Below are 24,027 nucleotides of genomic sequence, written 5' to 3' on the forward strand. Positions count from 1 at the left end.
GTTGCCGCGGCACCTCAACTGCTTGGGAGCGACCCAATGATTGATCTCGACGTCGTAAATCTGTCGCGATTCCAGTTTGCCGCGACCGCGCTCTACCACTTCCTCTTCGTCCCCCTCACGCTAGGCCTGTCGTTCATCCTGGCCATCATGGAAAGCGTGTACGTCATGACCGGCCGCGCCATCTGGAAGCGGATGACGATGTTCTGGGGCACGCTCTTCGGCATCAACTTCGCATTGGGCGTCGCCACCGGCGTCGTGATGGAGTTCCAGTTCGGCATGAACTGGTCCTACTACAGCCATTACGTAGGCGACATCTTCGGCGCGCCGCTGGCGCTCGAAGGGCTGATGGCCTTCTTCCTGGAAGCGACCTTCGTCGGCCTGTTCTTCTTCGGCTGGAACCGCATGTCCAAGGTCAGCCACCTGATCGTGACCTGGCTGGTGGCGTTCGGCACCAATTTTTCGGCGCTGTGGATCCTGATCGCCAATGGCTGGATGCAGAATCCGGTCGGTTCGATCTTCAATCCCGACACCATGCGCATGGAGATGACCGACTTCGCCGCGGTGATCTTCAACCCCGTGGCGCAGGCCAAGTTCGTGCACACGGTCAGCGCAGGCTACGTCGCGGGCGCCATGTTCGTCATGTCGATCAGCGCCTGGTACCTCCTGAAGGGCCGCCACATCGACCTGGCCAAGCGCTCGATGGCGGTCGCCGCCAGCTTCGGTCTGGCCTCGGCGCTGTCGGTCGTGGTGCTGGGAGACGAAAGTGGCTACCTCACCACCGAACACCAGAAGATGAAGATCGCGGCCATCGAGTCCATGTGGCACACCGAGCCGGCCCCCGCGTCCTTCAACCTGATCGCCATCCCCAACCAGGCCGAGCGCAAGAACGACTTCGCCATCGAGATTCCCTACGTCATGGGCATCATCGGCACGCGTTCGCTCACCACGCCGCTGCTGGGCATCGACGACCTGATCCGCCGCGCCGAAAACCGCATCCGCGATGGCATGGTGGCCTATGACGCCTTGCAGAAGATCCGCGCCAATCCCAAGGACGTGGACGCGCGCATGGTGTTTGACAAGACCTGGCCCGACCTGGGCTATGCGCTGCTGGTCAAGCGCTATCAGCCCGACATGAGCAAGGTCACCGAAGACGACATCAAAAAGGCCGCCGTCGATACCGTGCCCAACGTGGCGCCGCTGTTCTGGGCGTTCCGCATCATGGTAGCGGTGGGCATGTACCTGATCCTGTTCTTCGGCGTGGCCTTCTGGCTGGCCTCGCGCGGGCGGCTGGACAGCCGGCGCGGTCTGCTCAAGGTGGCGTTGTGGAGCCTGCCGCTGCCCTGGGTCGCCATCGAAAGCGGTTGGTTCGTTGCCGAATACGGCCGCCAGCCCTGGGTGATCGAAGGCGTGCTGCCGACCTACTACGCGGCTTCCGGCCTGACCATCGTCGACCTGGCGATCAGCCTGACGATATTCCTGGTGCTGTACACGGTGCTGCTGATCATCGGCGTGAAGGTGATGCTGCACGCCGTGAGGAAGGGACCGAAATCCGATGGGCCGGCGCCCGGCGCTGCCGCCGCCGATCCTGTGCACGCTGCCGTGCGGGCCTGAAGGAGAGACAGCGATGGATACTCTTATTCCTTTCGACTACGGCACGCTGCGCGTGGTCTGGTGGGTGCTGCTGGGCGCGTTGCTCATCGGCTTCGCCGTCATGGACGGCTTTGACCTGGGCGTGGCCGCGCTGCTGCCGGTGGTAGCCAAGACCGACGCCGAGCGCCGGGTTGTGATCAACGTGGTGGGACCGGTCTGGGAAGGCAACCAGGTCTGGCTCATCACCGCGGGCGGCGCCATTTTCGCGGCATGGCCCTTGCTGTACGCCGCGTCGTTCTCCGGGTTCTATCTGGCGATGATGCTGGTGCTGATCGCGCTGATCCTGCGGCCGGTCGGCTTCAAGTACCGCAGCAAGATGGAAGGCACCAGCTGGCGCAACCGCTGGGACGGCGTGCTCTGTTTCTCGGGCGTGGTGGCTTCGCTGGTGTTCGGCGTGGCCATGGGCAACATCATCCTGGGCGTGCCGTTCACGTTCGATCCGGTGACCTTGCGTCCGATCTATGAAGGCCACTTCTACCAATTGTTCATGCCGTTCGCGTTGTTGGCCGGCGTGCTCAGCGTGGTGATGCTGGCCATGCACGGCGCCGTGTTGCTGGCCTGGCGCACGGAAGACCCGATCTCGTCGCGCGCCCGCAACTGGGGCAGGCTGTGCGCCTTGCTGACCGCGGCGCTGTTCGCGGCGGGCGGCTTCTGGGTGGCAAGCGGCTTGCCTGGCCACGTGATCACCAGCGCGGTGGACATGGCCGGTCCGTCGGACCCGATGCTCAAGGCCGTGACGGTGCAAAACGGCGCCTGGATGGCCAACTACGCGAAATGGCCGCTGATGTGGATCGCGCCCGCGCTGGGCGTGGGCGGCGCCGTCCTGGTGGCGCTGCTGCTTAGCGTGCGCGCCAACGTGCTGGCGTTCCTGGCGTCGTCGGTGTCGATCGCTGGCGTGATCCTGACGGTGGGCTTTTCGCTCTTCCCGTTCATCATGCCCTCGTCGACCAAGCCGCAGGCCGGCCTGACCATTTGGGACGGATCCTCCAGCCACTTGACGCTATGGATCATGGTGATCGCGGTCGCCATCTTCCTGCCCATCGTGACCGTCTACACCGCCTGGGTCTACCGCGTCATGCGCGGCAAGGTCACCCATGAGTCGGTCGGCGACACGCCCAACTCATACTGATAAAGGAGCCTCCACCATGTGGTATTTCTCGTGGATACTCGGTCTGGGCCTGGCGTGCGCCTTCGCCATCCTCAATGCAATGTGGTTCGAGCTGCGCGAGGGTCATACCCATGATCCGCGCGCCAGCCGCGAAGACGAGTGAGCGGCGGCGCCAGCAGCCTCGAGCACGATCCCTCGGCCACCCTCAACAAACCGCCGCGCGAACAGTCGCGGTGGTTGATGGCGCTCGCCAAGACGGCCAGGCTGCCGCTGATGCTGGCGGGCGCCGCGCCTCTGGTCAGCGGCGCCTTGCTGGTGGTGCAGGCCTGGTTGCTGGCCAGCGTGCTCGACGCGGCCATCGTCAGGCAGGCGCCCCGGCAGGAGCTGCTGGGCGACATCCTGGCTATCGCAGGGCTCATGCTGGTGCGCGCCTGCATCACCTGGGCGGGCGAGCGCGCGGGCGCGGATGCGGCCGAGCGCATCAAGCGCCACGTGAGGCTGTCGCTTTTCCGGCGTTTGGTGCAGAAGGGGCCGTACTGGAGCCGGGGGCAGGCGTCGGGAGAACTGGCGAGCGCAGTGGTGGACCAGGTCGAGGCCCTGGACGGGTTCTTTGCCAAGTACCTGCCCGCCACGGCCGCGGCCGCCATGCTGCCGGTCGCTTTTTCGGTGGTGCTGCTGCCGATGGACGTGATTGCAGGACTGGTCCTGCTGATCACGGCGCCACTGATTCCCTTGTTCATGGCCCTGGTGGGCTGGGGCGCCCAGGGCGCAAGCCGCCGGCACCTGCGCGCCTTTGCGCGCTTGTCGGGCTTCTTTGCCGATCGGCTGCGCGGTCTGTCCACCCTGAAGCTCTATGGCCGCGCCGAGGCTGAAGCCGAGTCCGTCGTGGCGGCCAGCGACGCGCTGCGCCAACGCACGATGTCGGTGCTGCGCATCGCGTTTCTTTCATCGGCGGTGCTGGAGTTCTTCGCGGCGCTGGGCGTGGCCGGGGTGGCGGTCTACATCGGATTGACCTATCTGGGATTCCTGGATCTGCGCTGGTCGCCGCTCACTCTGCAGGCAGGGCTCTTCTGTCTGCTGATGGCGCCGGAGGTCTATGCACCGTTGCGCCAGTTCGCGGCGCACTATCACGATCGCGCGGCCGCGCTTGCGGCAGTTTCGCAGATCTCCCTGCTGTTCGATGGCTTGCCGCAGGCTGGCGATGCTGCAACCGATGGAGCGCCTGGCGCAGGCAAGGCCGCCGCAGGCCCGGGACGCGTTTCCGAAAGCCGCGGCGCCGGCGCCGCCCTGGCTATTGCGGGTTTGAACCTTGACGCGCCAGGCCGCAGCCAGGCGGTACTGGCGGACGCTGGCCTGACCTTGGCGCCCGGTGAGCATGCCGCGCTGATGGGGCCCAGCGGCATCGGCAAATCCTCCCTGATCGAGGCGATTGCGCGCCTGCGGCCGTTTCAAGGCGATATCCGCATCGACGGCGTGCCCTTGCCGGATTGGGGCGAGGCGGCACTGCGCCAGCGCGTGGCGCTGATTGGGCAGAAGCCGCAGCTGCTGACGGGATCCATCGCCGACAACATTCGCCTGGGGCGTCCGGAGGCTTCCGATGCCGAAGTGCAGACGGCCGCGCGCCGCGCCTGCGTGCTGGAGTTCGCCGAGGCCCTGCCGCAAGGGCTGGCGACGCAACTGGGCGGCCGCGGGCACGGCCTGTCCGGCGGCCAGGCGCAGCGCGTCGCGCTGGCGCGTCTATTCCTGCGCGATCCGGGCTTGATCCTGCTGGACGAACCCACGGCGCATCTGGACGAAGGCACGCAGGCGCGCGTGCTGGACGCGATCCTGGAATTCTCGGCCGGCCGTACCTTGTTGCTGGCAACGCACGCGCCCGCGGTGGCGGCCCGGCTGGGCAGGACGTTGCAGGTGGTTGGCGGAAAAGTGGAAGACGCATGAAGAATCTGTTGTTGCTCCTGCCGCTCTATGTGCGCCGTAAAAGCGGGCTTTTACTCGCATTGTTCTGCGCGCTGGCCACCGTGGCGGCCGGCGTGGGCCTGCTGGGCGTGTCGGGCTGGTTCCTGACCGGCGCGGCGCTGGCGGGGGCGGGCGGCGCGTTCAATCTGTTTGCGCCTTCGGCGCTGGTGCGGGGTTTGTCGTTCCTGCGCATCGTGGCGCGTTACGCCGACCGCGTAGTGGGCCATTCCGCCACGCTGCGCCTGCTGGCGGACCTGCGCGCCAAAGTGTTCTCGGCCTTGATCCGGCTTACGCCGCGGCAATTGGCGCGCTATCGCGACGGCGATCTGGTGGCGCGCATGACGGGCGACGTCGACGCGCTCGATACGGTCTTCCTGTTTGTGCTGGCGCCCTTGATCACCGCCATCCTGGCGGGAGCGGTGTTGACCGCGGTGTTGGGATCGTGGGTGCCCGCCGCCGCACTGGCGCTGGCCCTGGCCTTGCTGGTCGCATGCGTGCTGGTGCCCTTGTGGCTGCTGCGCGCCGCGCGCAAACCTGGCGCGGCGGCCCAGGAGAGCGCGGCGGGACTGCGCGCCGCGACGCTGGACGCGGTGGATGGGCATGCCGACATGGTGGCCTTGCACGCGCAGGCGCAGACGGCCGCGCATTTCGAACGTCTGTGCGACGCCAGTGCGCTCGCCCGCCGCAGCCAGGCGCGGGTGGCGGCGCGGGGACAGTTTTTCCTGCAGGCCGCCGCCGGCGCATCGGTGCTGGCCTTGCTCTGGTTCGGCCTGGACACGCTGGAGAGGGGGCGCATGGAAGGTCCCACGCTGGCCGGATTGTTGCTGGCGGTCATCGGCATCTTCGAAGTGGCCGGCCCGATCATGCGGGGCGCATCGCGCATGGGCTCGGCCATCTCGGCGGCCGGACGCATCCGTGAAGTCACGCAAAGCGAGCCGGACATGCAGGATCCGACGACGCCCCGGGCCTTGCCCGAGAGCGGCGCGCTGGAGCTGGACGGCGTGCGCTTTGCCTATCCCGCCCGGGGAGCGGCCGCGAGTCCGCCCGTGCTGGCCGGCGTAAGCCTGCGCGTGGCGCCTGGCGAACGGATCGCCATCGTGGGACCCAGCGGCGCGGGCAAGTCGACACTGTTGCACCTGCTCCTTCGTCTGGAAGACCCGCAGGCGGGACAGGTGCGTTTCGGCGGCTGCGACGCGCGGGCCTGTACGCAGGCGGATTGGCACCGGCGCATCGCGCTGCTGTCGCAGGACGCTCCCGTGTTCCTGGGAACCCTGCGCACCAATCTGCTCATCGGCGATCCCGAGGCGGACGACGCCGCCTTGTGGCGCGCGCTGGACGCTGCGCGGCTGGGCGACTTCGTGCGTGGCCTGCCCGATGGCCTGGACACCTGGGCGGGGGAGACGGGGTCGCAGCTGTCGGCGGGACAGGCGCGCCGCTTGTGCCTGGCGCGTGCGCTGTTGTCGCCAGCTGCGGTCATCGTGCTGGACGAACCCACTGCCGGTCTGGACGTCGAGGCCGAAGCGGCATTCTTCAGCGATCTGGCGGGCGCCTTGCGGGGACGCGCCGTGGTGCTGGCCACCCACGCTGCGTTGCCCGCAGGGGCGGTCGATCGCCGCTACGCACTGCAGGGCGGCCGGCTACAGCAATGTGAATTGTCATCGCGGACGGCAACCCTGGCTTAAGCGCTGTTGCGAGGTTATAGTTCGCCTTGCTTCAATTCTTCAGGGCCGTCTTCCATGCAGACCGACAACGCCGAGTACATCCGGCGCACCATCCGCAGCGTTCCAGACTGGCCCCAACCCGGTGTCATTTTTCGCGACATCACGCCCGTGCTGCAGGATCCGCGCGCGTTCCGGGTGCTTATCGATCTCTTCGTCTATCGCTATATGCGCCAGCGCCTGGACCTGGTGGCTGGCGTGGATGCGCGCGGCTTCATCGTGGGCAGCGTGCTGGCTTACGAACTCAATCTGGGCTTTGTGCCGGTGCGCAAGAAGGGCAAGCTGCCGTTCCGCACCGTGGCCGAGGAGTACTCGCTCGAGTACGGGAACGCGTCGGTTGAAATGCACACGGACTCCGTGCGCACCGGCCAGCGCGTCCTGCTGGTGGACGACCTGATCGCCACCGGCGGCACCATGCTGGCCGCCATCAAGCTGCTGCAGCGCCTGGGCGCCAACGTGGTCGAGGCGGCCGCCATCATCGATCTGCCCGACCTGGGCGGTTCCGCCAAGGTCGCCGCCACCGGCACGCCGCTCTACACCGTCTGTCAGTACAGCGCCGACACGCCCGCGTAACTCATCAACAACCGCCGCTCAAGCGTCCGACAACCTGGGTTGTATGAAATCCAGGAAAGCCTTGGTCTTCGCCGGCAGCATGCGCGAAGGCAGCAGCGCGAAGAGCGGCAGGGGCGTCAGGCTCCACTCCGGCAGCACCCGCACCAGGCCCGCTTGCTTGATTGCGCGTTCCATCGCGTCAAAGACCAGCAGCGGCGTGATGCCCAGGCCTTGTCCGGCCAGCCGTCCGAGCATGCCGACGTTGTTGGCCGACAGGCGTCCCGACACTTGTACGCGTTCCACCTTGTCGCCCGAATGCAGCATCCAGAAGGATGACTCCTCGCGCATGGTGGGGCGCAGACATTCGTGATGGCTGAGATCCGCGGGCACCCGAGGCTCGCCGTGGCGGGCCAGGTACTCGGGAGAGGCATATAGCTGATGGGCCATCAGCACGATCTTGCGCGAGATCAGGCTGGAGTCCGGCTGCTGGCCAAAGCGCAGGATCAGGTCGAACGGATTGCTGATGGGGTCGATCGGGCGCATGCTCAGATCGAAGTCGCATTCGATATCCGGATGCTGCTCGCGGAACTCGCTGATGACGGCGGGCAGGAACAGCTGCGCCAGGCTGGTGGGCAGCGAGATGCGCAGGCGTCCCTTGGGTTGCACCGCCATGTCCAGCAACTGATCGTGCGCAATGCGCGCTTCTTCCACGATATGACGGCAGCGTTCGAAGTAGATGGCGCCGGCCTCGGTCAGGTCGATCTTGCGCGTGCTGCGGTTGAGCAGCCGCATGCCGATGCTGCGCTCCAGTTCGCTGACGCGGCGCGAGAGCGTGGACGTGGGAATATTCAAGGCTTCGGCCGCGTGGCTGAAGTTCTTGCGCTTGGCGACTTCGACAAACAGAGCGATGTCGTTAAGCTGGATATCCATGGGGGCTCTCACGATTTAATTCCATTTCTGGGTGGATTCATATGATAAATGGAATAATTGTCCCGCCAGTAGAAATGTCTATTTCCCCACGCTGAACGGCGCATCCACCCGATCAGCTGCATATGTTCTCTTACCTAGCTTGCTTCCCGCTGAATGCTGGCAAGTCTTGCCGTCGCTGGATGGTATGGGGAACCGTGCAGAAAATGCGCAGATTCTGGCGATAACATCCCGTAATTGTCCCATCTGTGCAAATATGTTCCCCAAAATAAGGGTTTTTACTAGGCTGCAATCGCCAGATACTTCGTCCCAGCAATCAAATTGTCATATCGCACCTGCCAGCCTGGCAGAAGACGATGTGCAAGGTTTAGGATGGAGTCATCTCAATGAAAGCCCTAGCTACCGCACTCATGGTTACCGCAACGTTGGTGGGTATGTCCGCCGCTCACGCCGATGGCAAGACGCGTGAACAGGTCCAGCAGGAACTGCAAGCCGCCAAGGCCGCCGGCCAGGTCACGTTTGGTGAACTGGACTACCCGCCCGCCACCGTCGAGCGCACCAGCCTGTCGCGTGAACAAGTCCAGCAGGAACTGCAAAGCGCCAAGGCCGCTGGCCAGGTGACCTCTGCTGAACTGGACTACCCGCCCAAAGCCGCCGTGTCGCAAACCGCGGGCAAGAGCCGCGAACAAGTGCGCCAGGAACTGGCTGAAGCCAAGGCGCGCGGCGAGTACAGCTTTGGTGAACTGGACTATCCGCCCCAAGGCCGTTAAGTCGCCCCGCTACCAAGGAAAAAGCCCCTACGGACGCCGAGGGGCTTTTTTCTGCGCGGTGCGCTCGGCTGCGCTTGCCAAATAGTGTCGCGTTTGCGCATCAGAATTGTGCGAATCAGCCAACAAGTCTTGTTGGCCGGTCAGGCGCGGCAGGAGAATATCCGAGGCTTGTTTGATTTTTTGCGAGCCTTAATTCGCATTTGATATCAACACGTTAACGCAGGTTTCCAAAGAGGGTAGCTAGTAAGAGGGCCGTGATTATCCCAACCATGGAAAGTAGTTCTTCGAAATCCGGGTTACTTCGAATTGGCGCAGGCTGGACACTGGCTTCAGTGCATGCGCCGCTAACTTGTTCGCAGCGGCACGCAGACTCCCAGCTCTGTGCGCGGTGGGTTTGCGGTTTGCCTTTCATCTCGCCATTTTGGGGACTTATATGAAGAAGACGCTATTGGCTGTCGCGCTGCTGGCTGGTTTTGCCGGCGTTGCGCAAGCCGCAGACTCCGTGACGCTGTACGGCTTGATCGACGCCGGTATCGGCTACGAGAAGGTCAAGTTCGACGGCAATTCGCAAAGCCGTTTCGGCGGCGTGCAGGGCGTGAGCAGCGGCTCGCGTTTTGGCCTGCGCGGTACCGAAGATCTGGGCGACGGCCTGCGCGCGGTGTTCACGCTGGAAGGCGGCTTCGGCCCCATGAACGGCAAGTCGCTGCAGAACGGTCGCCTGTGGGGCCGCCAGGCCACCGTGGGCCTGGACAGCGATACCTGGGGCCGCCTGGAATTCGGCCGCCAGACCAACCTGGCTTCCAAGTACTTCGGTTCGATCGACCCGTTCTCGATCAGCTACAACACCGCCAACATGGGTACCACGTTCGGTAGCGCCAACACGATGCGCCTGGACAACATGGTCCTGTACCAGACCCCCAGCATGGGCGGCTTCAAGGTGGGCGTGGGTTACTCCTTCAGCGCCGATGACGCCGTCAGCGACACCTCGCAGACCGGCTTCCAGACTGGCAACAACAACCGCGTGCTGACCGCGGGCGTGCAATACGTCAACGGCCCGTTGAACCTGGCTGCTGCGTATGACCGCTTCAATCCGTCCAACGGCCAGACCGGCGGCAAGTCCGAAGCCCGCATCCAGGAATACATCCTGGGCGGTTCGTACGACTTCGAAGTCGTGAAGGTTGCGGCGGCATTCGGCCAGACCCGCGACGGCTGGTTCGTCGGCCAGAACATGGGCACCACGCCCGCTGGCATGCAGAACCTGGGCACGTTCAAGCTGGCCGATGGCTTCCGCGCCAATTCGTACATGATCGGCGCGACCGTGCCGCTGGGCCGCCACGCGGTCTTCGGTTCGTGGCAGCGCGCGACCGCCAGCAACGACAAGCTGACGGGCGACGACGCAACGTTCAACGTCTACAGCTTGGGCTACACCTACGACTTCACCAAGCGCACCAACCTGTACGCGTACGCCTCCTACGGCGACAACTACGCGTTCCAGCGCGATGCGACCGACACGGCAGTCGCCGTGGGTGTGCGTCACCGTTTCTAAGCGCTAGGACGTCCGGCAAGACCTTGCTGAATGCGCGGCTCATCTCCGTGGGCCGCCGAGTGACAGCGAACCCCCCCTACTGGTTGCCGCCGGACGTTTGTAGAGCAGGGAAGGGAAGGGCCTCCGCAAGGAGGCCCTCTCGTTTTTTATGCGCCCGCGTGAAGGGCGTGGATTTAGAGGAACAGCTTGTAGGCCGGATTGTCGGTCTCGTTCCAGTGGGGATAGCCCAGTTCCGCGACGAAGCTGCGGAACTGTTTCTTGTCGGCGGGCGGCACCTGGATGCCGATCAGGATGCGGCCATAATCCGCGCCCTGGTTGCGGTAATGGAACAGGCTGATGTTCCAGTCCGGATTCATGGCGTTCAGAAAACGCATCAGCGCGCCCGGGCGTTCCGGGAATTCAAAGCGGTACAGCAGTTCGTTGCGCGCCAACGCCGAGCGCCCGCCCACCATGTGGCGCAGGTGGGTCTTGGCCATTTCGTCGTGGGTCAGGTCCAGCGTGTCAAAGCCGTGGCGGCGGAAGTTTGCGGCGATCTTGTCGGGTTCGGACGCCGAGGACACCTGGATGCCGACGAAGACGTGTGCGCGGTCCGCGTCGGAGATGCGGTAGTTGAACTCGGTCACGCTGCGCTCGCCCACCAGTTCACAGAAACGGCGGAAGCTGCCGCGCTGCTCCGGCATGGTGACGGCGAACACGGCTTCGCGCATTTCGCCGACCTCGGCGCGTTCGGATACGAAGCGCAGCCGGTCAAAATTCATGTTGGCGCCGCAGGCGATCGCCACCAGCGTCTTGCCCTTCAGATTGTGTTCGGCCGCGTACTGCTTGGCGCCCGCGACCGCCATCGCGCCAGCCGGCTCCAGCACGCTGCGCGTGTCCTGGAACACGTCCTTGATGGCTGCGCAAATCGCATCGGTGTTGACCACCACGAAGTCGTCCACGTACTGGCGCGTGAGCTTGAAGGTTTCCGCGCCCACCATCTTGACCGCCGTGCCGTCCGAGAACAGCCCCACATCGTTCAACTGCACGCGGCGGCCCGCGCGCACGCTGCGCAGCATGGCGTCGGAATCTTCCGTCTGCACGCCGATGATCTTGATTTCCGGACGCAGCTGCTTGATGTAGGCGGCCACGCCCGCGATCAGCCCGCCGCCGCCGATGGCCACGAAGATGGCGTCGATCGGGCCGGGATGCTGGCGCAGGATCTCCATGCCCACGGTGCCCTGGCCGGCGATCACGTCAGGGTCGTCGAAGGGGTGGACGAAGGTCAGCTTCTCTTTCTTTTCCAGGATCTGCGCGTGCGCGTAGGCGTCGGAAAAGCTCTCGCCGGCCAGCACGACTTCGCCGCCCAGGCGGCGCACCGCGTCGATCTTCACTTGCGGGCTGGTGGTGGGCATGACGATGACGGCGCGGCAGCCCAGCCGGCTGGCCGCCAGCGCCACACCCTGGGCGTGGTTGCCCGCCGAGGCCGCGATGACGCCGCGGTTGCGCGCGGCCGGGCTCAGGTTGGCCATCTTGTTGTAAGCCCCGCGCAGCTTGAAGCTGAACACCGCCTGGGTATCTTCGCGCTTGAGCAGCACCGTGTTCGAGATCCGCTGCGACAGCAGCGGCGCCGTCTCCAGCGGCGATTCGACCGCTACGTCGTAAACCTTGGAGGTCAGGATGCGTTTCAGATAGTCAGTGGACATGGACAGCGGGCGGGGCAAGAAGTAGGAAGGTGGGGCAGATTATGCACCCGCGCGCGGCTACACTCGCCCCACTATGGAAGAAAGTCTGTTATCCGCTGTGCATTGGATGCTGGGGGTGCTGTCGCTGCCCTCGGTCGGCCTGTCCGCGATCTTCACGGTCTCGCTGGTGTCCGCGACCCTGCTGCCCTTGGGTTCGGAACCCGCCGTGTTCGGCTACATCAAGCTGGCGCCGGACATGTTCTGGCCGGCCATCCTGGTGGCGACCGCGGGCAATACCGTGGGCGGCGCCATCAGCTATGCCATGGGCCTGGGCGCCGAGCGCGCCGTGCAGCGCTGGAAGGAACACCACCCCCATCCGCATCCTGACGCGACCGAAGGCGGACGCATGCGCGGCCGCTGGAACGAGCGGGCCCATGACTGGATCCACCGCATGGGGCCGCCGGCGCTGCTGCTGTCCTGGCTGCCCGCAGTGGGCGATCCGCTGTGCGCCGTGGCAGGGTGGCTGCGGCTGTCGTTCTGGCCTTGCGTGGTCTACATGGCCATCGGCAAATTCCTGCGCTATCTGGTCATGACGGCCGGACTGCTGTGGTTTTTCCCCGGGCAGATCTAGCGCCAGGATTGCACTTAATTGGGGACGCACCGCCCCTCTCATTTCCGAGTTTCGAGCGCTTCCCTAGGGGTATTAGGGGCCAGACTCGGCCTATGGCATAAAATAATTTTTTAAGGGCCCCCTTCTTGCAGCCATGAACGCCCCACTCGCTAGCCACATCTTGAACGGGGCGATGCCGCCCGCAGCACCCGCGCGCTTGCGCGAAATCCCGTACAACTACACGTCGTTTTCCGACCGCGAGATTGTCGGCCGCTTGCTGGGCGACGACGCCTGGAGCCTGCTGAGCGACCTGCGCGGCGAACGCCGCACCGGCCGTTCCGCGCGCATGCTGTACGAGGTGCTGGGCGACATCTGGGTGGTGCGCCGCAACCCTTATCTGCAGGACGACCTGCTCGACAACCCCAAGCGCCGCAAGCAGCTCATCGAAGCCCTGCATCACCGCCTGGGCGAAATCGACCGTCGCCGCGAACCGGACGTGCCCGCCGAGGCCGGCCATGATCCGCACCGCGACGAGAAGGTCGTCGGACTGCTGGCGCGGGCGCGCTCCGCCATCGCCGCATTCGAGGGCGAATTCGACCAGACCGCCATGATGCGCAAGCAGGCGCAGAAGGTGCTGGGCCGCATCACCGCCCGCGACAACATCAAGTTCGACGGCCTGTCGCGCGTCTCGCACGTGACCGACGCCACCGACTGGCGCGTGGAATACCCCTTCGTGGTGCTGACGCCGGACTCGGAAGACGAGATCGCCGCGCTGGTCACAGCCTGTATTGAACTGGGGCTGACCATCATCCCGCGAGGCGGCGGCACCGGTTATACCGGCGGCGCCATTCCGCTGACCTGGAAGTCGGCGGTGATCAACACCGAAAAGTTCGACAAGCTGGGCAAGGTCGAGTCCTGTCTGCTGCCCGGGCTGACCGAGCCCGTGGCGGTCATCCATGCCGGCGCCGGCGTGGTGACCAAGCGCGTTTCCGAGGCCGCCGAGGCTGCGGGCTTCGTGTTCGCCGTCGACCCGACCTCGGCCGAGGCTTCCTGCGTGGGCGGCAACATCGCCATGAACGCGGGCGGCAAGAAGGCCGTGCTGTGGGGCACCGCGCTGGACAACCTGGCCTGGTGGCGCATGGTCGACCCGAACGGCAACTGGCTGGAAGTCAGCCGCCTCGACCACAACATGGGCAAGATCCATGACGTGGACGTGGCGCGCTTCGAGCTCAAGTGGTTCGACGGCCGCGGCAAGCCGGGCGAGCGCCTGCTGAAGACCGAAACCCTGGAAATCCAGGGCCGCGTGTTCCGCAAGGAAGGCCTGGGCAAGGATGTCACCGACAAGTTCCTGGCTGGCCTGCCCGGCATCCAGAAGGAAGGCTGCGACGGCCTGATCACGTCGGCGCGCTGGGTGCTGCACCGCATGCCGCGCTACACGCGCACCGTCTGTATGGAGTTCTTCGGCCAGGCGCGCGACGCGATCCCGTCGATCGTCGAGGTCAAGGGCTACCTGGACGGCGAAGGCCGCGCCCGCGGCGCCATCCTGGCAGGTCTTGAGCACCTGGACGAACGCTATCTGCGCGCGGTGGGCTACGCCACCAAGAGCAAGCGCGGCGTGCTGCCCAAGATGGTCCTGATCGGCGACATCGTCGGCGACGACGAAGACGCCGTGGCCGCGGCGTCCAGCGAAGTCGTGCGCCTGGCCAACACGCGCCACGGCGAAGGCTTTGTGGCCGTCAGCCCCGAAGCGCGCAAGAAGTTCTGGCTGGACCGTTCGCGCACCGCCGCCATCGCGCGCCACACCAACGCCTTCAAGATCAACGAAGACGTGGTGATCCCGCTGCCGCGCATGGGCGAGTACACGGACCACATCGAACGCATCAACATCGAACTCTCGACCAGCAACAAGCTCAAGCTGCTGGGCGAGCTGGACGCCTATCTGTGCACGCCGTTGCCGGTCGGCAAGATCGACGACACGGACGTCGAGACGACCCGCGCCGAAATGCTGGCCGAGCGCACGCGCCAGGCGCTGGAACTGGTGGCCGCCGTCCGGCAGCGCTGGCAGTGGCTGCTGGACAACCTGGACCTGCCGCTCCTGCAGGCGCTGCCCGAGCTGCACGGCCTGGGCCTGGGTGAATTGCAACCCGCCTTGTCGGACCGCCTCGCGGCGCAGCCCGGCGCACGCGTCTTCGACGTGGTGCAGGACCGCACCATCCGCCTGTCCTGGAAGACGGAAGTGCTGGCGGGCCTGCAGCGCACGTTCTCGGGCGCAGCCTACAAGAAGATCATCGACGAGATGATCGCCATCCATGGCCGCGTGTTGAAGAGCCGCGTGTTCGTGGCGCTGCACATGCACGCCGGCGACGGCAACGTGCACACCAATATTCCGGTCAACTCGGACGACTACGGCATGCTGCAGGAGGCCCACCAGGCCGTCGAACTCATCATGCAGATCGCCCGCGACCTGGACGGCGTGATCTCGGGCGAGCACGGTATCGGCCTGACCAAGTACGAATTCCTGACCGAGGCCGAACTGGCCCCGTTCCAGGACTACAAGCGCCGCGTCGACCCCAACGGCCACTTCAACGCCGGCAAGCTGATGCCGGGCGCGGACCTGCGCCACGCCTGGACGCCCAGCTTCAACCTGATGGGCCATGAGTCGCTGATCATGCAGCAAAGCGACATCGGCGCCATCTCCGAATCCATCAAGGACTGCCTGCGTTGCGGCAAGTGCAAGCCGGTATGCGCCACCCACGTGCCGCGAGCCAACCTGCTGTATTCGCCGCGCAACAAGATCCTGGCCACCTCGTTGCTGGTGGAAGCCTTCCTGTACGAAGAGCAGACCCGGCGCGGCGTCAGCCTCAAGCACTGGGAAGAGTTCGAGGACGTGGCCGACCATTGCACGGTCTGCCACAAGTGCTACAACCCCTGTCCGGTCGACATCGACTTCGGCGACGTGTCGATGAACATGCGTGCCGTGCTGCGCCGCATGGGCCGCAAGTCGTTCAATCCGGGCACGGCCAGCGCCATGTTCTTCCTGAACGCCAAGGATCCGGCGACCATCAACGCCACCCGCAAGGCGATGGTGGGCGTGGGCTACAAGGTCCAGCGCGCCGCGCATGACCTGCTGTCGGGCCTGGTGAAGAAGCAGACCGCCGCGCCTCCGGCCACGGTGGGCAAGCCGCCGCTGCGCGAGCAGGTGGTCCACTTCGTGAACAAGAAGATGCCCGGCGGGCTGCCCAAGCAGGCGGCGCGCAAGCTGCTGGACATCGAAGACGCGAACTACGTGCCCATCATCCGCGATCCCAAGGCCACCACGGCCGACACGGAAGCGGTGTTCTACTTCCCGGGCTGCGGCTCCGAACGCCTGTTCTCGCAGGTGGGCCTGGCCACGCAGGCCATGCTGTGGCACGCGGGCGTGCAGACCGTGCTGCCGCCGGGCTACCTGTGCTGCGGCTATCCCCAGCGCGGCAACGGCATGACGGACAAGGCCGAGCAGATCATCACCGACAACCGGGTGCTGTTCCACCGCGTTGCCAACACGCTGAACTACCTGGACATCAAGACGGTGGTGGTCAGCTGCGGCACTTGCTACGACCAGTTGGCGGGCTACGAGTTCGACAAGATCTTCCCGGGCTGCCGCCTGATCGACATCCACGAGTACCTGCTGGAAAAGGGCATCAAGCTGGAAGGGGCCAAGGGCGTGCGCTACATGTACCACGACCCCTGCCACACGCCCATGAAGCTGCAGGAACCCATGAAGACCGTGCGCGCCCTGGTTGGCGACGACGCCGTCAAGAGCGACCGCTGCTGCGGCGAATCGGGCACGCTGGCCGTGAGCCGTCCGGACATCTCCACGCAGGTGCGCTTCCGCAAGCAGGAAGAGCTGCTCAAGGGCGATGCCGCCTTGCGCAGCGACGGTTTCACCGGCGACGTGAAGGTGCTGACCTCCTGCCCGTCGTGCCTGCAGGGTCTGTCGCGCTATGAAGGCGACACCGGCATGGACGCGGACTACATCGTGGTCGAGATGGCGCGCCATATCCTGGGCGAAGGCTGGATGGAAGAGTACGTGCGCCGCGCCAACGCGGGCGGCATCGAGCGGGTGCTGGTCTAGGCCGGCAGTCCGCGCAACATACGCGCAAGAAAAAACCGCGGCCATTGCTGGCCGCGGTTTTTTTTCAGCTGTGGCAGTGAGCCGGAGGTTTACTCCAGCTTGATGCCGGCCTTCTTGATCACGTCCGCCCAGGCGCTGCGTTCCTGTTCGGCGTAGGCCTTGAACTCCTGCGAGGACATCGGCATCGGGATGACGCCCATGTCCAGGATCTTCTGCGATACGGCGGGCGACTTCAGCGTGGCTTCCAGGTCGGCGGCCAGCTTCTTGACGACGGGCTCCGGCAGGCCGGCCGGGCCGACCAGGCCTTGCCAGGCATAGGCGGTGAAGTTGGGCACGCCTTGTTCGGCCATGGTGGGCACGTCCGGCAGCGCGGCGACGCGTTCCGGAGTGGCCGCGGCCAACACGCGCAGCTTGCCGGCCTTGACGTTGGGCAAGCCCGAGGCCAGGTCGATGAACATCAGGTCCACCTGTCCGCCCAGCAGATCCTGCACGGCGGGCGCTGCGCCCTTGTAGGGCACGTGCAGCACGTTGGCGTTGGTACGCTGCTTGAAGAGTTCCAGCGCCAAGTGATGCGGCGAACCCGCGCCGGCGGACGCCGCCGACAGCTTACCCGGCTCTTTCTTGGCGGCCTGGATCACGTCGTCCACGGTCTTGAACGGCGAATTGACGTTCACGGCCAGCAGCAGCGGGAACTTGGCGATGCCGCCGATGTAGGTGAACTTGGACGGATCGTAGGACAGCTTGGCGTACAGCGACGGGTTGAAGGCCAGCGTGCCCGAGTCGGCCGTGCCGACCATGTAGCCGTTGGCCTCGGCCTGGGCGATGGCGGTGGCGCCGATGATGGTGGCGGCGCCGGGGCGGTTTTCGACCACGATGGTCTGGCCCAGCGGCTTTTCCAGGCCGCTTGCCACCGTGCGCGCCACGACGTCGGTGCCGCCGCCGGCCGGGTAGGGCACGATCCAGCGGATCGGCTGGGTGGGCCAGGATTGGGCCGAGGCCGCGCCGGCGGCCAGGGACAGGGCGGCCAGCGCCAACAGGCGCTTCGCGTGCTTATGCATGGGGTGTCTCCAAGTGCGGAATTGAGTATGGGCCGCCGCCGCAGGGTATGCGGGGGGCCTGTTATGCGCCGTTATTATGCCTTGCGTCCCCGGCAATCGGCAGATGTTTTGTGCCCTGCTTTCAGCGGCTTATTGCGGATCGGGATAGCTGCGGGCGCCGAAGATCGCCGAGCCGATACGCACCTCGGTCGAGCCTTCCTCGATCGCCAGCTCGAAGTCTCCGCTCATGCCCATCGAGAGACGGTCCAGCGATACGCCTGGCAGGTTTTCCTGCCGCAGGCGGTCGCGCAACTCGCGCAGGGTGCGGAAGCAGGCGCGCACCTCGGCGGGATCCGGCGAATTCACGGCCAGCGTCATCAGGCCTTGCACGCGTAGCGTCGGAAAGTCGGCGGTGATGCGGCGCAGGAAGGCGGGCACGTCGGCGGGGTCCATGCCGTACTTGGTGGGCTCGGACGAAGTCTTGACCTGCACCAGCACGTCCAGCGTCCGGCCTTCGTTGGCCAGGCGGCGGTGCAGGGCTTCGGCCAGCTCCACCCGGTCCAGCGACTGGACTTCGGCGGCGTCGCGCGCCGCGTCGCGGGCCTTATTGGTCTGCAGATGGCCGATCAGCACCCATTGCAGGCCCAGGCCGTCCAGCGCCGCGGCTTTCTGGCGGATTTCCTGCGTCTTGTTTTCGCCGTAGCGGGTCAGCCCCAGCGCCATGCCCTCGCGGATGGCGTCCACGCCGAAGGTCTTGCTGACGGGCAGCAGCGTCACGCTGTCCGGGCCGCGGCCGGCGCGCGCGCAGGCGTCGGCGATGCGTTGCTGGATCTGGGCAAGGCGCCCGGCCATGGTGTCTACGGCGGTCATTCAGCTCTCTGGTAGGAACGGGATGTCCCATAGTGTAGGACTGCGCCCGATCGTTTCGCCACAGCGCCCGTGCGCGTCGTTGACCCTGTCTGATCGGCAGGCTTAGAATTTGAAGATATTTGTTTATATTTCAATGTTCTATGCCATCCGGCGCCGCCCCAGCGGGCGACACGGTATCCAACCTACACAGTCTCCCGCCATGTCCACCGCAGCGCCTGAATACGCTTTCGCCACGCCTTTCCTGAATCCCCCAGCTTCCCCCATCCGATCGCTCATGCCGTATGCCATGCGGCCGGGCACCATTTCGCTGGCGGGCGGCTATCCCGCGCAGGAACTGTTCGACGTGGAAGGCCTGTCGATCGCGTCGACCCAGGTCCTGGCCCGCCTGGGCGCCTGCCTGCAGTATTCCAACATCGACGGCCAGGCCAGCCTGCGCCACGAGCTGGCGCGTCTGTCGGCCGAGCGCGGCCTTATCTGCAACGCGGATACCGAGCTGGTCGTGACCGGCGGCTCGCAGCAGGCCCTGGCTTTGCTGACCCGCGTCATGCTGCAGCCCGGCGACCATGCCATCATCGAATCGCCCGCGTTTCCGAATTCCGTGCAGGCGCTGCGTTACACCGGCGCAACGGTGCATACGGTGCAGTCGGGTCCCGAAGGCATCGACGTGGACGCGCTGGACGAACTGGCCGGCCGCATCAAGCCCAAGATGGTCTGCGTGGTCGCATCGTTCTCCAACCCCTGCGGCGCGACCCTGACGCGCGAGCGCCGCCTGCGGCTGCTGGAACTGGCGGTCAAGCACCGCTTCCTGATCGTTGAAGACGATCCCTACAGCGAACTGCGCTTTGCCGGCGAAGCAGTGCCGCCCATCGCCGCGCTGGCCGAGGGCGAAGCGCGCCACTGGGCCGTGTACCTGGCCAGCATGTCCAAGACCATGGCGCCGGCGCTGCGCATCGGCTGGCTGGTGGCGCCGCCCGAAGTCCGCCGCCGCTGCGTCAGCGCCAAGGCAGCCGACGACATGGCCTCGTCCGCCTGGATCCAGGAAGTCGTGGCCCAATACCTGGCCAATGGCCGCTACGGCGAACACGTGCCGCGCATCCGCGCAGCCTACGGCCTGCGCTGTGACGCCATGGCGGAATCGCTGGCCCGCGAACTCAACGGCCGCGTCACCTTCAGCAAGCCCGAGGGCGGCATGTTCTTCTGGGCCCGCCTGACGGGCGAGATCGACGCCACGCGCCTCTTGCCCTACGCCATCGAGCACGAGGTCGTCTACGTGCCGGGCAAGGCGTTCTACGCGGATGCTGCGCAGGCCGACCTGCATGCCATGCGCATGTCGTTCGCCACCATGAATGAAAGCCAGATCGCCCAGGGCATGGTGCGGCTGGGCCGCGCGCTGGACGCGTGCGAGGCCAACGAACCAGTGTCGATCTCGCTGGCTGCCTGATGCCGGCTTGACGGAGCGCATGCGCCGCTGTGCGGCCTGTTGCTATGCTCTTCTGCCTGTCCGCCCCGGCGCTTGCGTGCCGGGGCGCGCATACCTAAATAAGCGCTGGTTATTTGGTTTGGGCGCTTCATGTCTATAAGCTTCTTGCCTCGGCGCGTTCCCGCGCCCGCAAAGCAGAACAGGAAACGAGGTCATGAACATTGCAAAAGGGTTGATCGGCGCAGCGTTGCTGGCGGCAGCGGCGCAGGGCGCGCAAGCGGCCACGCTGGACGTGGTGCGCCAGCGCGGCGCCGTGGCTTGCGGCACGACCACAGGCTTCGCGGGCTTCTCCGCGCCTGACGCGCAAGGCAAGTGGCAGGGGCTGGACGTCGACCTGTGCCGCGCGATTGCCGCAGCGGTCTTCGGCGACGCCAGCAAGATCAAGGTGGTGCCGCTGAATTCGCAGCAGCGCTTCACCGCCCTGCAATCCGGCGAGGTGGACGTGCTGACGCGCAACACCACGGTGACGCAGCAGCGCGATACCGCACTGGGCATCATCCACGCCGGCATCAACTTCTATGACGGCCAGGGCTTCCTGGTGCCGAAGTCCCTGGGCGTTAAGAGCGCCAAGGAGATCAACGGGGCCACCATCTGCCTGCAGACCGGCACGTCCAACGAAAACACGCTGGCCGACTGGGCCCGCGCCAACAACGTGAGCTACAAGCCGGTCGTGATCGAGACCTTCAACGAGGTGGTCAACGCCTTCGCCGCGGGCCGTTGCGACGTCTTCAGCACCGACGCCTCGGGCCTGGCCTCGATTCGCATTTCCAAGCTGCAGAACCCCGACGACTACGTGGTGCTGCCCGAGATCATCTCCAAGGAACCGCTCGGCCCCTTCGTGCGCCAGGGCGATGATGCCTGGCTGAACATCGTGCGCTGGTCGTTGTCGGCCATGATCGAAGCCGAGGAATACGGCGTGTCGTCCGCCAACGTGGACGAGCAGGCCAAGAGCGCCAACCCTAATATCAAGCGCATTCTGGGCGTCACGCCCGGCAGCGGCGCCAACCTGGGGCTGGACGAGAAATGGGCCTACAACATCGTCAAGCAGGTGGGCAATTACGGCGAAAGCTTCGAGCGCAACGTGGGCCAGGGCAGCCCGCTGAAGATCAAGCGCGGGCTGAATGCGCAATGGACGCAGGGCGGCCTGATGTACGCGTTGCCAATACGGTGATGACGGCGGGTTTCGCGCGTTGGGTACTCGATTGCCCGTGCGCGAAGCCCGATGGCTTTATCCGCGCCGGTACAACTCCGCGATCTTCACGAACGCGGCGCGCAATTCGCGCGTGCCGCCCTGGAAGATCATCGGCCGGCCGCGGTGCGTGAACACCACCAGCCGCTTGGAAAACAGCATCGGCACGAAGCGCGCGTAGCGCACGTCTTCCCAGGCGACTTCGCGGCGCGTGAACCAGGTCTGGCGCAGGCCGCGTTCATCGATGGTGGTGATGGATGTCTGCATGTGCCAGGAAACGAACAGCAGCCCCAGGAAGCACAGTCCCACCACGACGGCCAGCAAAGTGTCGAAGGGCTGCGAGGGCGCGCGGATGGCGGTGGTGACCACCTGCACGCCCAGCACTGCCAGGATGACCCAGGTCAGGATGCGGACCCAGTCGGGCCAGGCCTGGCCGGACAAGGGCAGGGGACCGATGGTCCGCAGCAGCGCCGCGTGCTCCTCGGCGGAGGGCGTGCTGGCCGGAGTATTCATGCGATCCGTCATGCCGCCCGTTTGGCGGCGATGGCGTTGCCGGCGCGGCTCGAGCCCTTGCGGTTCAGGTGGGCCGACATCCACTGGCCGATATCGACCACGGCGTCGAAATCCACGCCGGTGTCGATGTCCAGTCCGCGCAGCATGTACAGCACGTCTTCGGTGGCGACGTTGCCGGTGGCGCCCTTGGCGTAGGGGCAGCCGCCCAGGCCGGCCACCGACGTGTGGAAAATCGAGATGCCGGTTTCCAGCGCCGCCAGGATGTTGGCCAACGCCTGCCCGTAGGTGTCATGGAAGTGGCCGGAGATGCGGGCCGGGTCGGCCACGCGCGTCACCGCGGTCATCACTTCGCGCACGCGCCTGGGCGTGCCCACGCCTATGGTGTCGGCCACGTCGATCTCGTCGACCTGCATTGCCAGGTAGCGCTGCGCCACGTCCACCACCGCTTCCACCGGTACTTCGCCCTGATAGGGACAGCCCAGCGCGCAGCTGATACTGCCGCGCACGCGGATGCCGGCGGCGCGCGCGGCCTGCACCACGGGCTCGAAGCGCGCGATCGATTCGGCGATGGAACAGTTGATGTTCTTCTGCGAGAAAGCTTCGCTGGCCGCGCCGAAGATCACGATTTCGTCGGCCCCGGCGGCCAGCGCACCCTCGAAGCCCTTCATGTTGGGCGTCAGCACGGAATAGATGGTGCCGGGACGGCGCTCGATGCGGGCCATGACTTCCGCGCCGTCGGCCATTTGCGGCACCCATTTGGGCGACACGAACGAGGCGGCCTCCACGTTGGGGAAGCCTGCGGCGGATAAGCGGTTGACCAGTTCCACCTTGATGTCGGTGGGCACGAATTCCTTTTCGTTCTGCAGGCCATCGCGGGGCGACACCTCGACGATCTTCACGCGGGAGGGCAAAGCCATGTCTATTCCTGTCTCGGGATGGGGTAGGCGGCGCGGCAGGGCGGCGCTATCTGCTCAATATTAGCGCCATAGCGCCGACCCTGTTTTGCAGGGAGGTCCAGGGGGAACAACCCTATTTCATGCGTTGGTAACGGCCGTCGTCCAGCTGGACGACGCGGCCTTGCAGCTCCAGTTGCACCAGTTGCGTCTGCAGGTCGGCGGTGTCCATTCCACTGCGGGCCTGGATCGCATCCAGGTGCAGCGGATCGTAGCCCAGCGCGTCCAGCACCGGGTGGTCAGGCAAGGCCTCCGCGGCGGCAGGCTGGGCGCGCGCGGCCGGCGTGGGGTCGCCGCCCAATTCGTCGGTGATGTCGCGGGCGGTCTCCACGAGCTTGGCGCCCTGGCGGATCAGCGCATGGCAGCCGCGCGAAAGCGGTGAATGGATGGATCCGGGAATGGCGAAGACCTCGCGCCCGCCTTCGGCCGCCAGCCTGGCCGTGATCAGCGATCCGCTCTGGCGGGCGGCTTCCACTACCAGCACCCCGCGCGCCAGCCCGGCCACGATGCGGTTGCGCTTGGGGAAGTGCTGCGGCAGCGCGCCCGTGCCCAGTGGCAGTTCCGACACCAGTGCGCCGTGCGCCGCGATGCGGTGCGCCAGGTCGCGATGCTTGGCGGGGTAGATGCGGTCTATGCCGGTGCCCATGACGGCCACGGTGCCGGCGCCATCGGGGCCGGCGTCCAGCGCGCCTTCATGGGCGGCGCCGTCGATGCCCAGCGCCAGCCCGCTGATGACGCGCCAGCCATGCCCAGCCAGATGCCGCGCAAAGGCGCGGGCGTTCTCCTGGCCGCCGGGCGTGGCGTTGCGCGCGCCCACCACGGCCAGCGACGGTCCCTGCAGGAAAGCGGGATCGCCCGCTACGTAGAGCAGGATGGGCGGGTCGGCGATGGTCAGCAGGCTTTGCGGATAAGTCGGATCGGCCAGCGTCAGGATGTGCCGGCCGGGCGCGGCTACCCATTCCAGCGCGCTTTCGACCTGCGCTGCCATTTCTGGCGGCATCGGGGAGGCCAGTTGCCGCGCCAGCGCCTCGGGCAGATGGCGCGACAAGGCGGTGGCGCGCTGGGCGTAGATCTGTTCGGGCAGGCCGAGCGCGCCGAGCAGGGTGCAGGCGGTGGCGGAGCCTATGTTCGGTTCCAGGGACAGGCGCAGCCAGGCGGCCAGTTCGGAAGGGGATTGCGTAAGCGGCATCGTGCGGGCGCGTAAGGGCGTCGGTGGTGCGAGAGTGTCGCATGCGGGGCGCTGGACCGCGGGCCCGAGGCGGATTGATTTGCGGCGCGGAGCGGCCAGGAAACGCCGCGGACATGGCAATCCGGCCAATCCCGGGATTAGCCGAAAACTATTAGAAATCAAGAGTCTAATGAATTAAACTCTT

19 protein-coding genes are annotated in these 24,027 nt (G+C 65.9%); 12 read left to right on the plus strand and 7 right to left on the minus strand.

What is annotated here, in order from left to right; translation table 11 throughout:
* Positions 1-36 precede the first annotated feature (36 nt).
* Genes AC1RHV_RS25365 through AC1RHV_RS25390 form a run of 6 tightly spaced genes read left to right on the plus strand, consistent with a single transcriptional unit; the run spans position 37 to position 7,005 of the window.
* Entirely contained in the window at positions 37-1,611 is a 1,575-nt protein-coding gene (locus tag AC1RHV_RS25365; RefSeq protein WP_119450190.1) for a cytochrome ubiquinol oxidase subunit I, read from the plus strand.
* A 13-nt stretch (positions 1,612-1,624) separates the two neighbouring features.
* A complete protein-coding gene (gene cydB / locus AC1RHV_RS25370) occupies positions 1,625-2,779 on the plus strand; it encodes a cytochrome d ubiquinol oxidase subunit II (RefSeq protein WP_054457758.1) in 1,155 nt (384 codons plus the stop codon).
* A gap of 16 nt (positions 2,780-2,795) precedes the next feature.
* On the plus strand, positions 2,796-2,921 hold the full coding sequence (gene cydX / locus AC1RHV_RS25375; protein ID WP_054457757.1) for a cytochrome bd-I oxidase subunit CydX: 126 nt from the start codon (positions 2,796-2,798) through the stop codon (positions 2,919-2,921).
* The gene (gene cydD / locus AC1RHV_RS25380) at positions 2,918-4,696 is read left to right on the plus strand and encodes a thiol reductant ABC exporter subunit CydD (protein WP_492302218.1); all 1,779 of its coding nucleotides are present in this window, start codon (positions 2,918-2,920) and stop codon (positions 4,694-4,696) included. The genes cydX and cydD overlap by 4 nt, the downstream gene beginning before the upstream one ends.
* Entirely contained in the window at positions 4,693-6,396 is a 1,704-nt protein-coding gene (cydC, locus tag AC1RHV_RS25385; RefSeq protein ID WP_492302220.1) for a thiol reductant ABC exporter subunit CydC, read from the plus strand. The genes cydD and cydC overlap by 4 nt, the downstream gene beginning before the upstream one ends.
* Before the next feature lie 54 nt (positions 6,397-6,450).
* Entirely contained in the window at positions 6,451-7,005 is a 555-nt protein-coding gene (locus tag AC1RHV_RS25390) for an adenine phosphoribosyltransferase (protein ID WP_054457754.1), read from the plus strand.
* Between the two features lie 18 nt (positions 7,006-7,023).
* On the opposite strand, the gene AC1RHV_RS25395 is transcribed toward AC1RHV_RS25390, so the two are convergent.
* The gene (locus AC1RHV_RS25395) at positions 7,024-7,914 is read right to left on the minus strand and encodes a LysR family transcriptional regulator (RefSeq protein WP_013396712.1); all 891 of its coding nucleotides are present in this window, start codon (positions 7,912-7,914) and stop codon (positions 7,024-7,026) included.
* A gap of 383 nt (positions 7,915-8,297) precedes the next feature.
* Between AC1RHV_RS25395 and AC1RHV_RS25400 the strand changes: the two genes are divergently transcribed.
* Positions 8,298-8,681, plus strand: a complete 384-nt coding sequence (locus tag AC1RHV_RS25400) for a DUF4148 domain-containing protein (protein ID WP_054457753.1) — start codon at positions 8,298-8,300, stop codon at positions 8,679-8,681.
* Positions 8,682-9,114: 433 nt separating this feature from the next.
* Positions 9,115-10,227, plus strand: a complete 1,113-nt coding sequence (locus AC1RHV_RS25405) for a porin (protein WP_054457752.1) — start codon at positions 9,115-9,117, stop codon at positions 10,225-10,227.
* A 173-nt stretch (positions 10,228-10,400) separates the two neighbouring features.
* Here the strand turns inward: AC1RHV_RS25405 and ilvA are convergent, their stop codons facing one another.
* Positions 10,401-11,909 carry a threonine ammonia-lyase, biosynthetic gene (ilvA, locus tag AC1RHV_RS25410; RefSeq protein ID WP_054457791.1) on the minus strand — a complete coding sequence of 503 codons (1,509 nt, stop codon included), beginning with the start codon at positions 11,907-11,909 and terminating at the stop codon, positions 10,401-10,403.
* A 73-nt stretch (positions 11,910-11,982) separates the two neighbouring features.
* Here ilvA and AC1RHV_RS25415 point away from each other — a divergent pair, with 73 nt between their 5' ends.
* Together AC1RHV_RS25415 and AC1RHV_RS25420 are read left to right on the plus strand one after the other, a co-directional pair.
* On the plus strand, positions 11,983-12,519 hold the full coding sequence (locus tag AC1RHV_RS25415; RefSeq protein WP_054457751.1) for a YqaA family protein: 537 nt from the start codon (positions 11,983-11,985) through the stop codon (positions 12,517-12,519).
* A gap of 133 nt (positions 12,520-12,652) precedes the next feature.
* Positions 12,653-16,612, plus strand: a complete 3,960-nt coding sequence (locus tag AC1RHV_RS25420; protein ID WP_492302221.1) for a DUF3683 domain-containing protein — start codon at positions 12,653-12,655, stop codon at positions 16,610-16,612.
* Between the two features lie 89 nt (positions 16,613-16,701).
* On the opposite strand, the gene AC1RHV_RS25425 is transcribed toward AC1RHV_RS25420, so the two are convergent.
* Together AC1RHV_RS25425 and AC1RHV_RS25430 are read right to left on the minus strand one after the other, a co-directional pair.
* A complete protein-coding gene (locus AC1RHV_RS25425; RefSeq protein ID WP_054457749.1) occupies positions 16,702-17,670 on the minus strand; it encodes a Bug family tripartite tricarboxylate transporter substrate binding protein in 969 nt (322 codons plus the stop codon).
* A gap of 129 nt (positions 17,671-17,799) precedes the next feature.
* Complete coding sequence (locus AC1RHV_RS25430; RefSeq protein ID WP_492302222.1) at positions 17,800-18,519, minus strand: YggS family pyridoxal phosphate-dependent enzyme; 720 nt, start codon at positions 18,517-18,519, stop codon at positions 17,800-17,802.
* A 199-nt stretch (positions 18,520-18,718) separates the two neighbouring features.
* On the opposite strand from AC1RHV_RS25430, the gene AC1RHV_RS25435 reads away from it, so the two are divergent.
* Positions 18,719-19,960 carry an aminotransferase-like domain-containing protein gene (locus AC1RHV_RS25435; RefSeq protein WP_054457747.1) on the plus strand — a complete coding sequence of 414 codons (1,242 nt, stop codon included), beginning with the start codon at positions 18,719-18,721 and terminating at the stop codon, positions 19,958-19,960.
* A 193-nt stretch (positions 19,961-20,153) separates the two neighbouring features.
* Positions 20,154-21,170 (plus strand): amino acid ABC transporter substrate-binding protein, encoded by a 1,017-nt coding sequence (locus AC1RHV_RS25440; RefSeq protein ID WP_054457746.1) that lies wholly within the window; start codon positions 20,154-20,156, stop codon positions 21,168-21,170.
* A gap of 57 nt (positions 21,171-21,227) precedes the next feature.
* On the opposite strand, the gene AC1RHV_RS25445 is transcribed toward AC1RHV_RS25440, so the two are convergent.
* The 3 genes from AC1RHV_RS25445 to dprA all read right to left on the minus strand — a co-directional run bounded on the left by AC1RHV_RS25445 (position 21,228) and on the right by dprA (position 23,843).
* The gene (locus AC1RHV_RS25445; RefSeq protein ID WP_054457790.1) at positions 21,228-21,701 is read right to left on the minus strand and encodes a hypothetical protein; all 474 of its coding nucleotides are present in this window, start codon (positions 21,699-21,701) and stop codon (positions 21,228-21,230) included.
* A gap of 8 nt (positions 21,702-21,709) precedes the next feature.
* Positions 21,710-22,618, minus strand: a complete 909-nt coding sequence (locus AC1RHV_RS25450; RefSeq protein WP_054457745.1) for a hydroxymethylglutaryl-CoA lyase — start codon at positions 22,616-22,618, stop codon at positions 21,710-21,712.
* Positions 22,619-22,730: 112 nt separating this feature from the next.
* The gene (gene dprA, locus AC1RHV_RS25455; RefSeq protein WP_492302223.1) at positions 22,731-23,843 is read right to left on the minus strand and encodes a DNA-processing protein DprA; all 1,113 of its coding nucleotides are present in this window, start codon (positions 23,841-23,843) and stop codon (positions 22,731-22,733) included.
* Positions 23,844-24,027: the final 184 nt, after the last annotated feature.

This window comes from Achromobacter sp. GW823-FHT04E03, from assembly GCF_058796095.1.

Excerpts from the sequence above, each read along its gene's own strand:
- AC1RHV_RS25365 (WP_119450190.1), top strand. The coding sequence starts at position 37 with ATGATTGATCTCGACGTCGTAAATCTGTCGCGATTCCAGTTTGCCGCG.
- cydB (WP_054457758.1), top strand. The coding sequence starts at position 1,625 with ATGGATACTCTTATTCCTTTCGACTACGGCACGCTGCGCGTGGTCTGG.
- cydX (WP_054457757.1), top strand. The coding sequence starts at position 2,796 with ATGTGGTATTTCTCGTGGATACTCGGTCTGGGCCTGGCGTGCGCCTTC.
- cydC (WP_492302220.1), top strand. The coding sequence starts at position 4,693 with ATGAAGAATCTGTTGTTGCTCCTGCCGCTCTATGTGCGCCGTAAAAGC.
- AC1RHV_RS25390 (WP_054457754.1), top strand. The coding sequence starts at position 6,451 with ATGCAGACCGACAACGCCGAGTACATCCGGCGCACCATCCGCAGCGTT.
- AC1RHV_RS25395 (WP_013396712.1), bottom strand. The coding sequence starts at position 7,914 with ATGGATATCCAGCTTAACGACATCGCTCTGTTTGTCGAAGTCGCCAAG.
- AC1RHV_RS25400 (WP_054457753.1), top strand. The coding sequence starts at position 8,298 with ATGAAAGCCCTAGCTACCGCACTCATGGTTACCGCAACGTTGGTGGGT.
- AC1RHV_RS25405 (WP_054457752.1), top strand. The coding sequence starts at position 9,115 with ATGAAGAAGACGCTATTGGCTGTCGCGCTGCTGGCTGGTTTTGCCGGC.
- ilvA (WP_054457791.1), bottom strand. The coding sequence starts at position 11,909 with ATGTCCACTGACTATCTGAAACGCATCCTGACCTCCAAGGTTTACGAC.
- AC1RHV_RS25415 (WP_054457751.1), top strand. The coding sequence starts at position 11,983 with ATGGAAGAAAGTCTGTTATCCGCTGTGCATTGGATGCTGGGGGTGCTG.
- AC1RHV_RS25420 (WP_492302221.1), top strand. The coding sequence starts at position 12,653 with ATGAACGCCCCACTCGCTAGCCACATCTTGAACGGGGCGATGCCGCCC.
- AC1RHV_RS25425 (WP_054457749.1), bottom strand. The coding sequence starts at position 17,670 with ATGCATAAGCACGCGAAGCGCCTGTTGGCGCTGGCCGCCCTGTCCCTG.
- AC1RHV_RS25430 (WP_492302222.1), bottom strand. The coding sequence starts at position 18,519 with ATGACCGCCGTAGACACCATGGCCGGGCGCCTTGCCCAGATCCAGCAA.
- AC1RHV_RS25435 (WP_054457747.1), top strand. The coding sequence starts at position 18,719 with ATGTCCACCGCAGCGCCTGAATACGCTTTCGCCACGCCTTTCCTGAAT.
- AC1RHV_RS25440 (WP_054457746.1), top strand. The coding sequence starts at position 20,154 with ATGAACATTGCAAAAGGGTTGATCGGCGCAGCGTTGCTGGCGGCAGCG.
- AC1RHV_RS25445 (WP_054457790.1), bottom strand. The coding sequence starts at position 21,701 with ATGAATACTCCGGCCAGCACGCCCTCCGCCGAGGAGCACGCGGCGCTG.
- AC1RHV_RS25450 (WP_054457745.1), bottom strand. The coding sequence starts at position 22,618 with ATGGCTTTGCCCTCCCGCGTGAAGATCGTCGAGGTGTCGCCCCGCGAT.
- dprA (WP_492302223.1), bottom strand. The coding sequence starts at position 23,843 with ATGCCGCTTACGCAATCCCCTTCCGAACTGGCCGCCTGGCTGCGCCTG.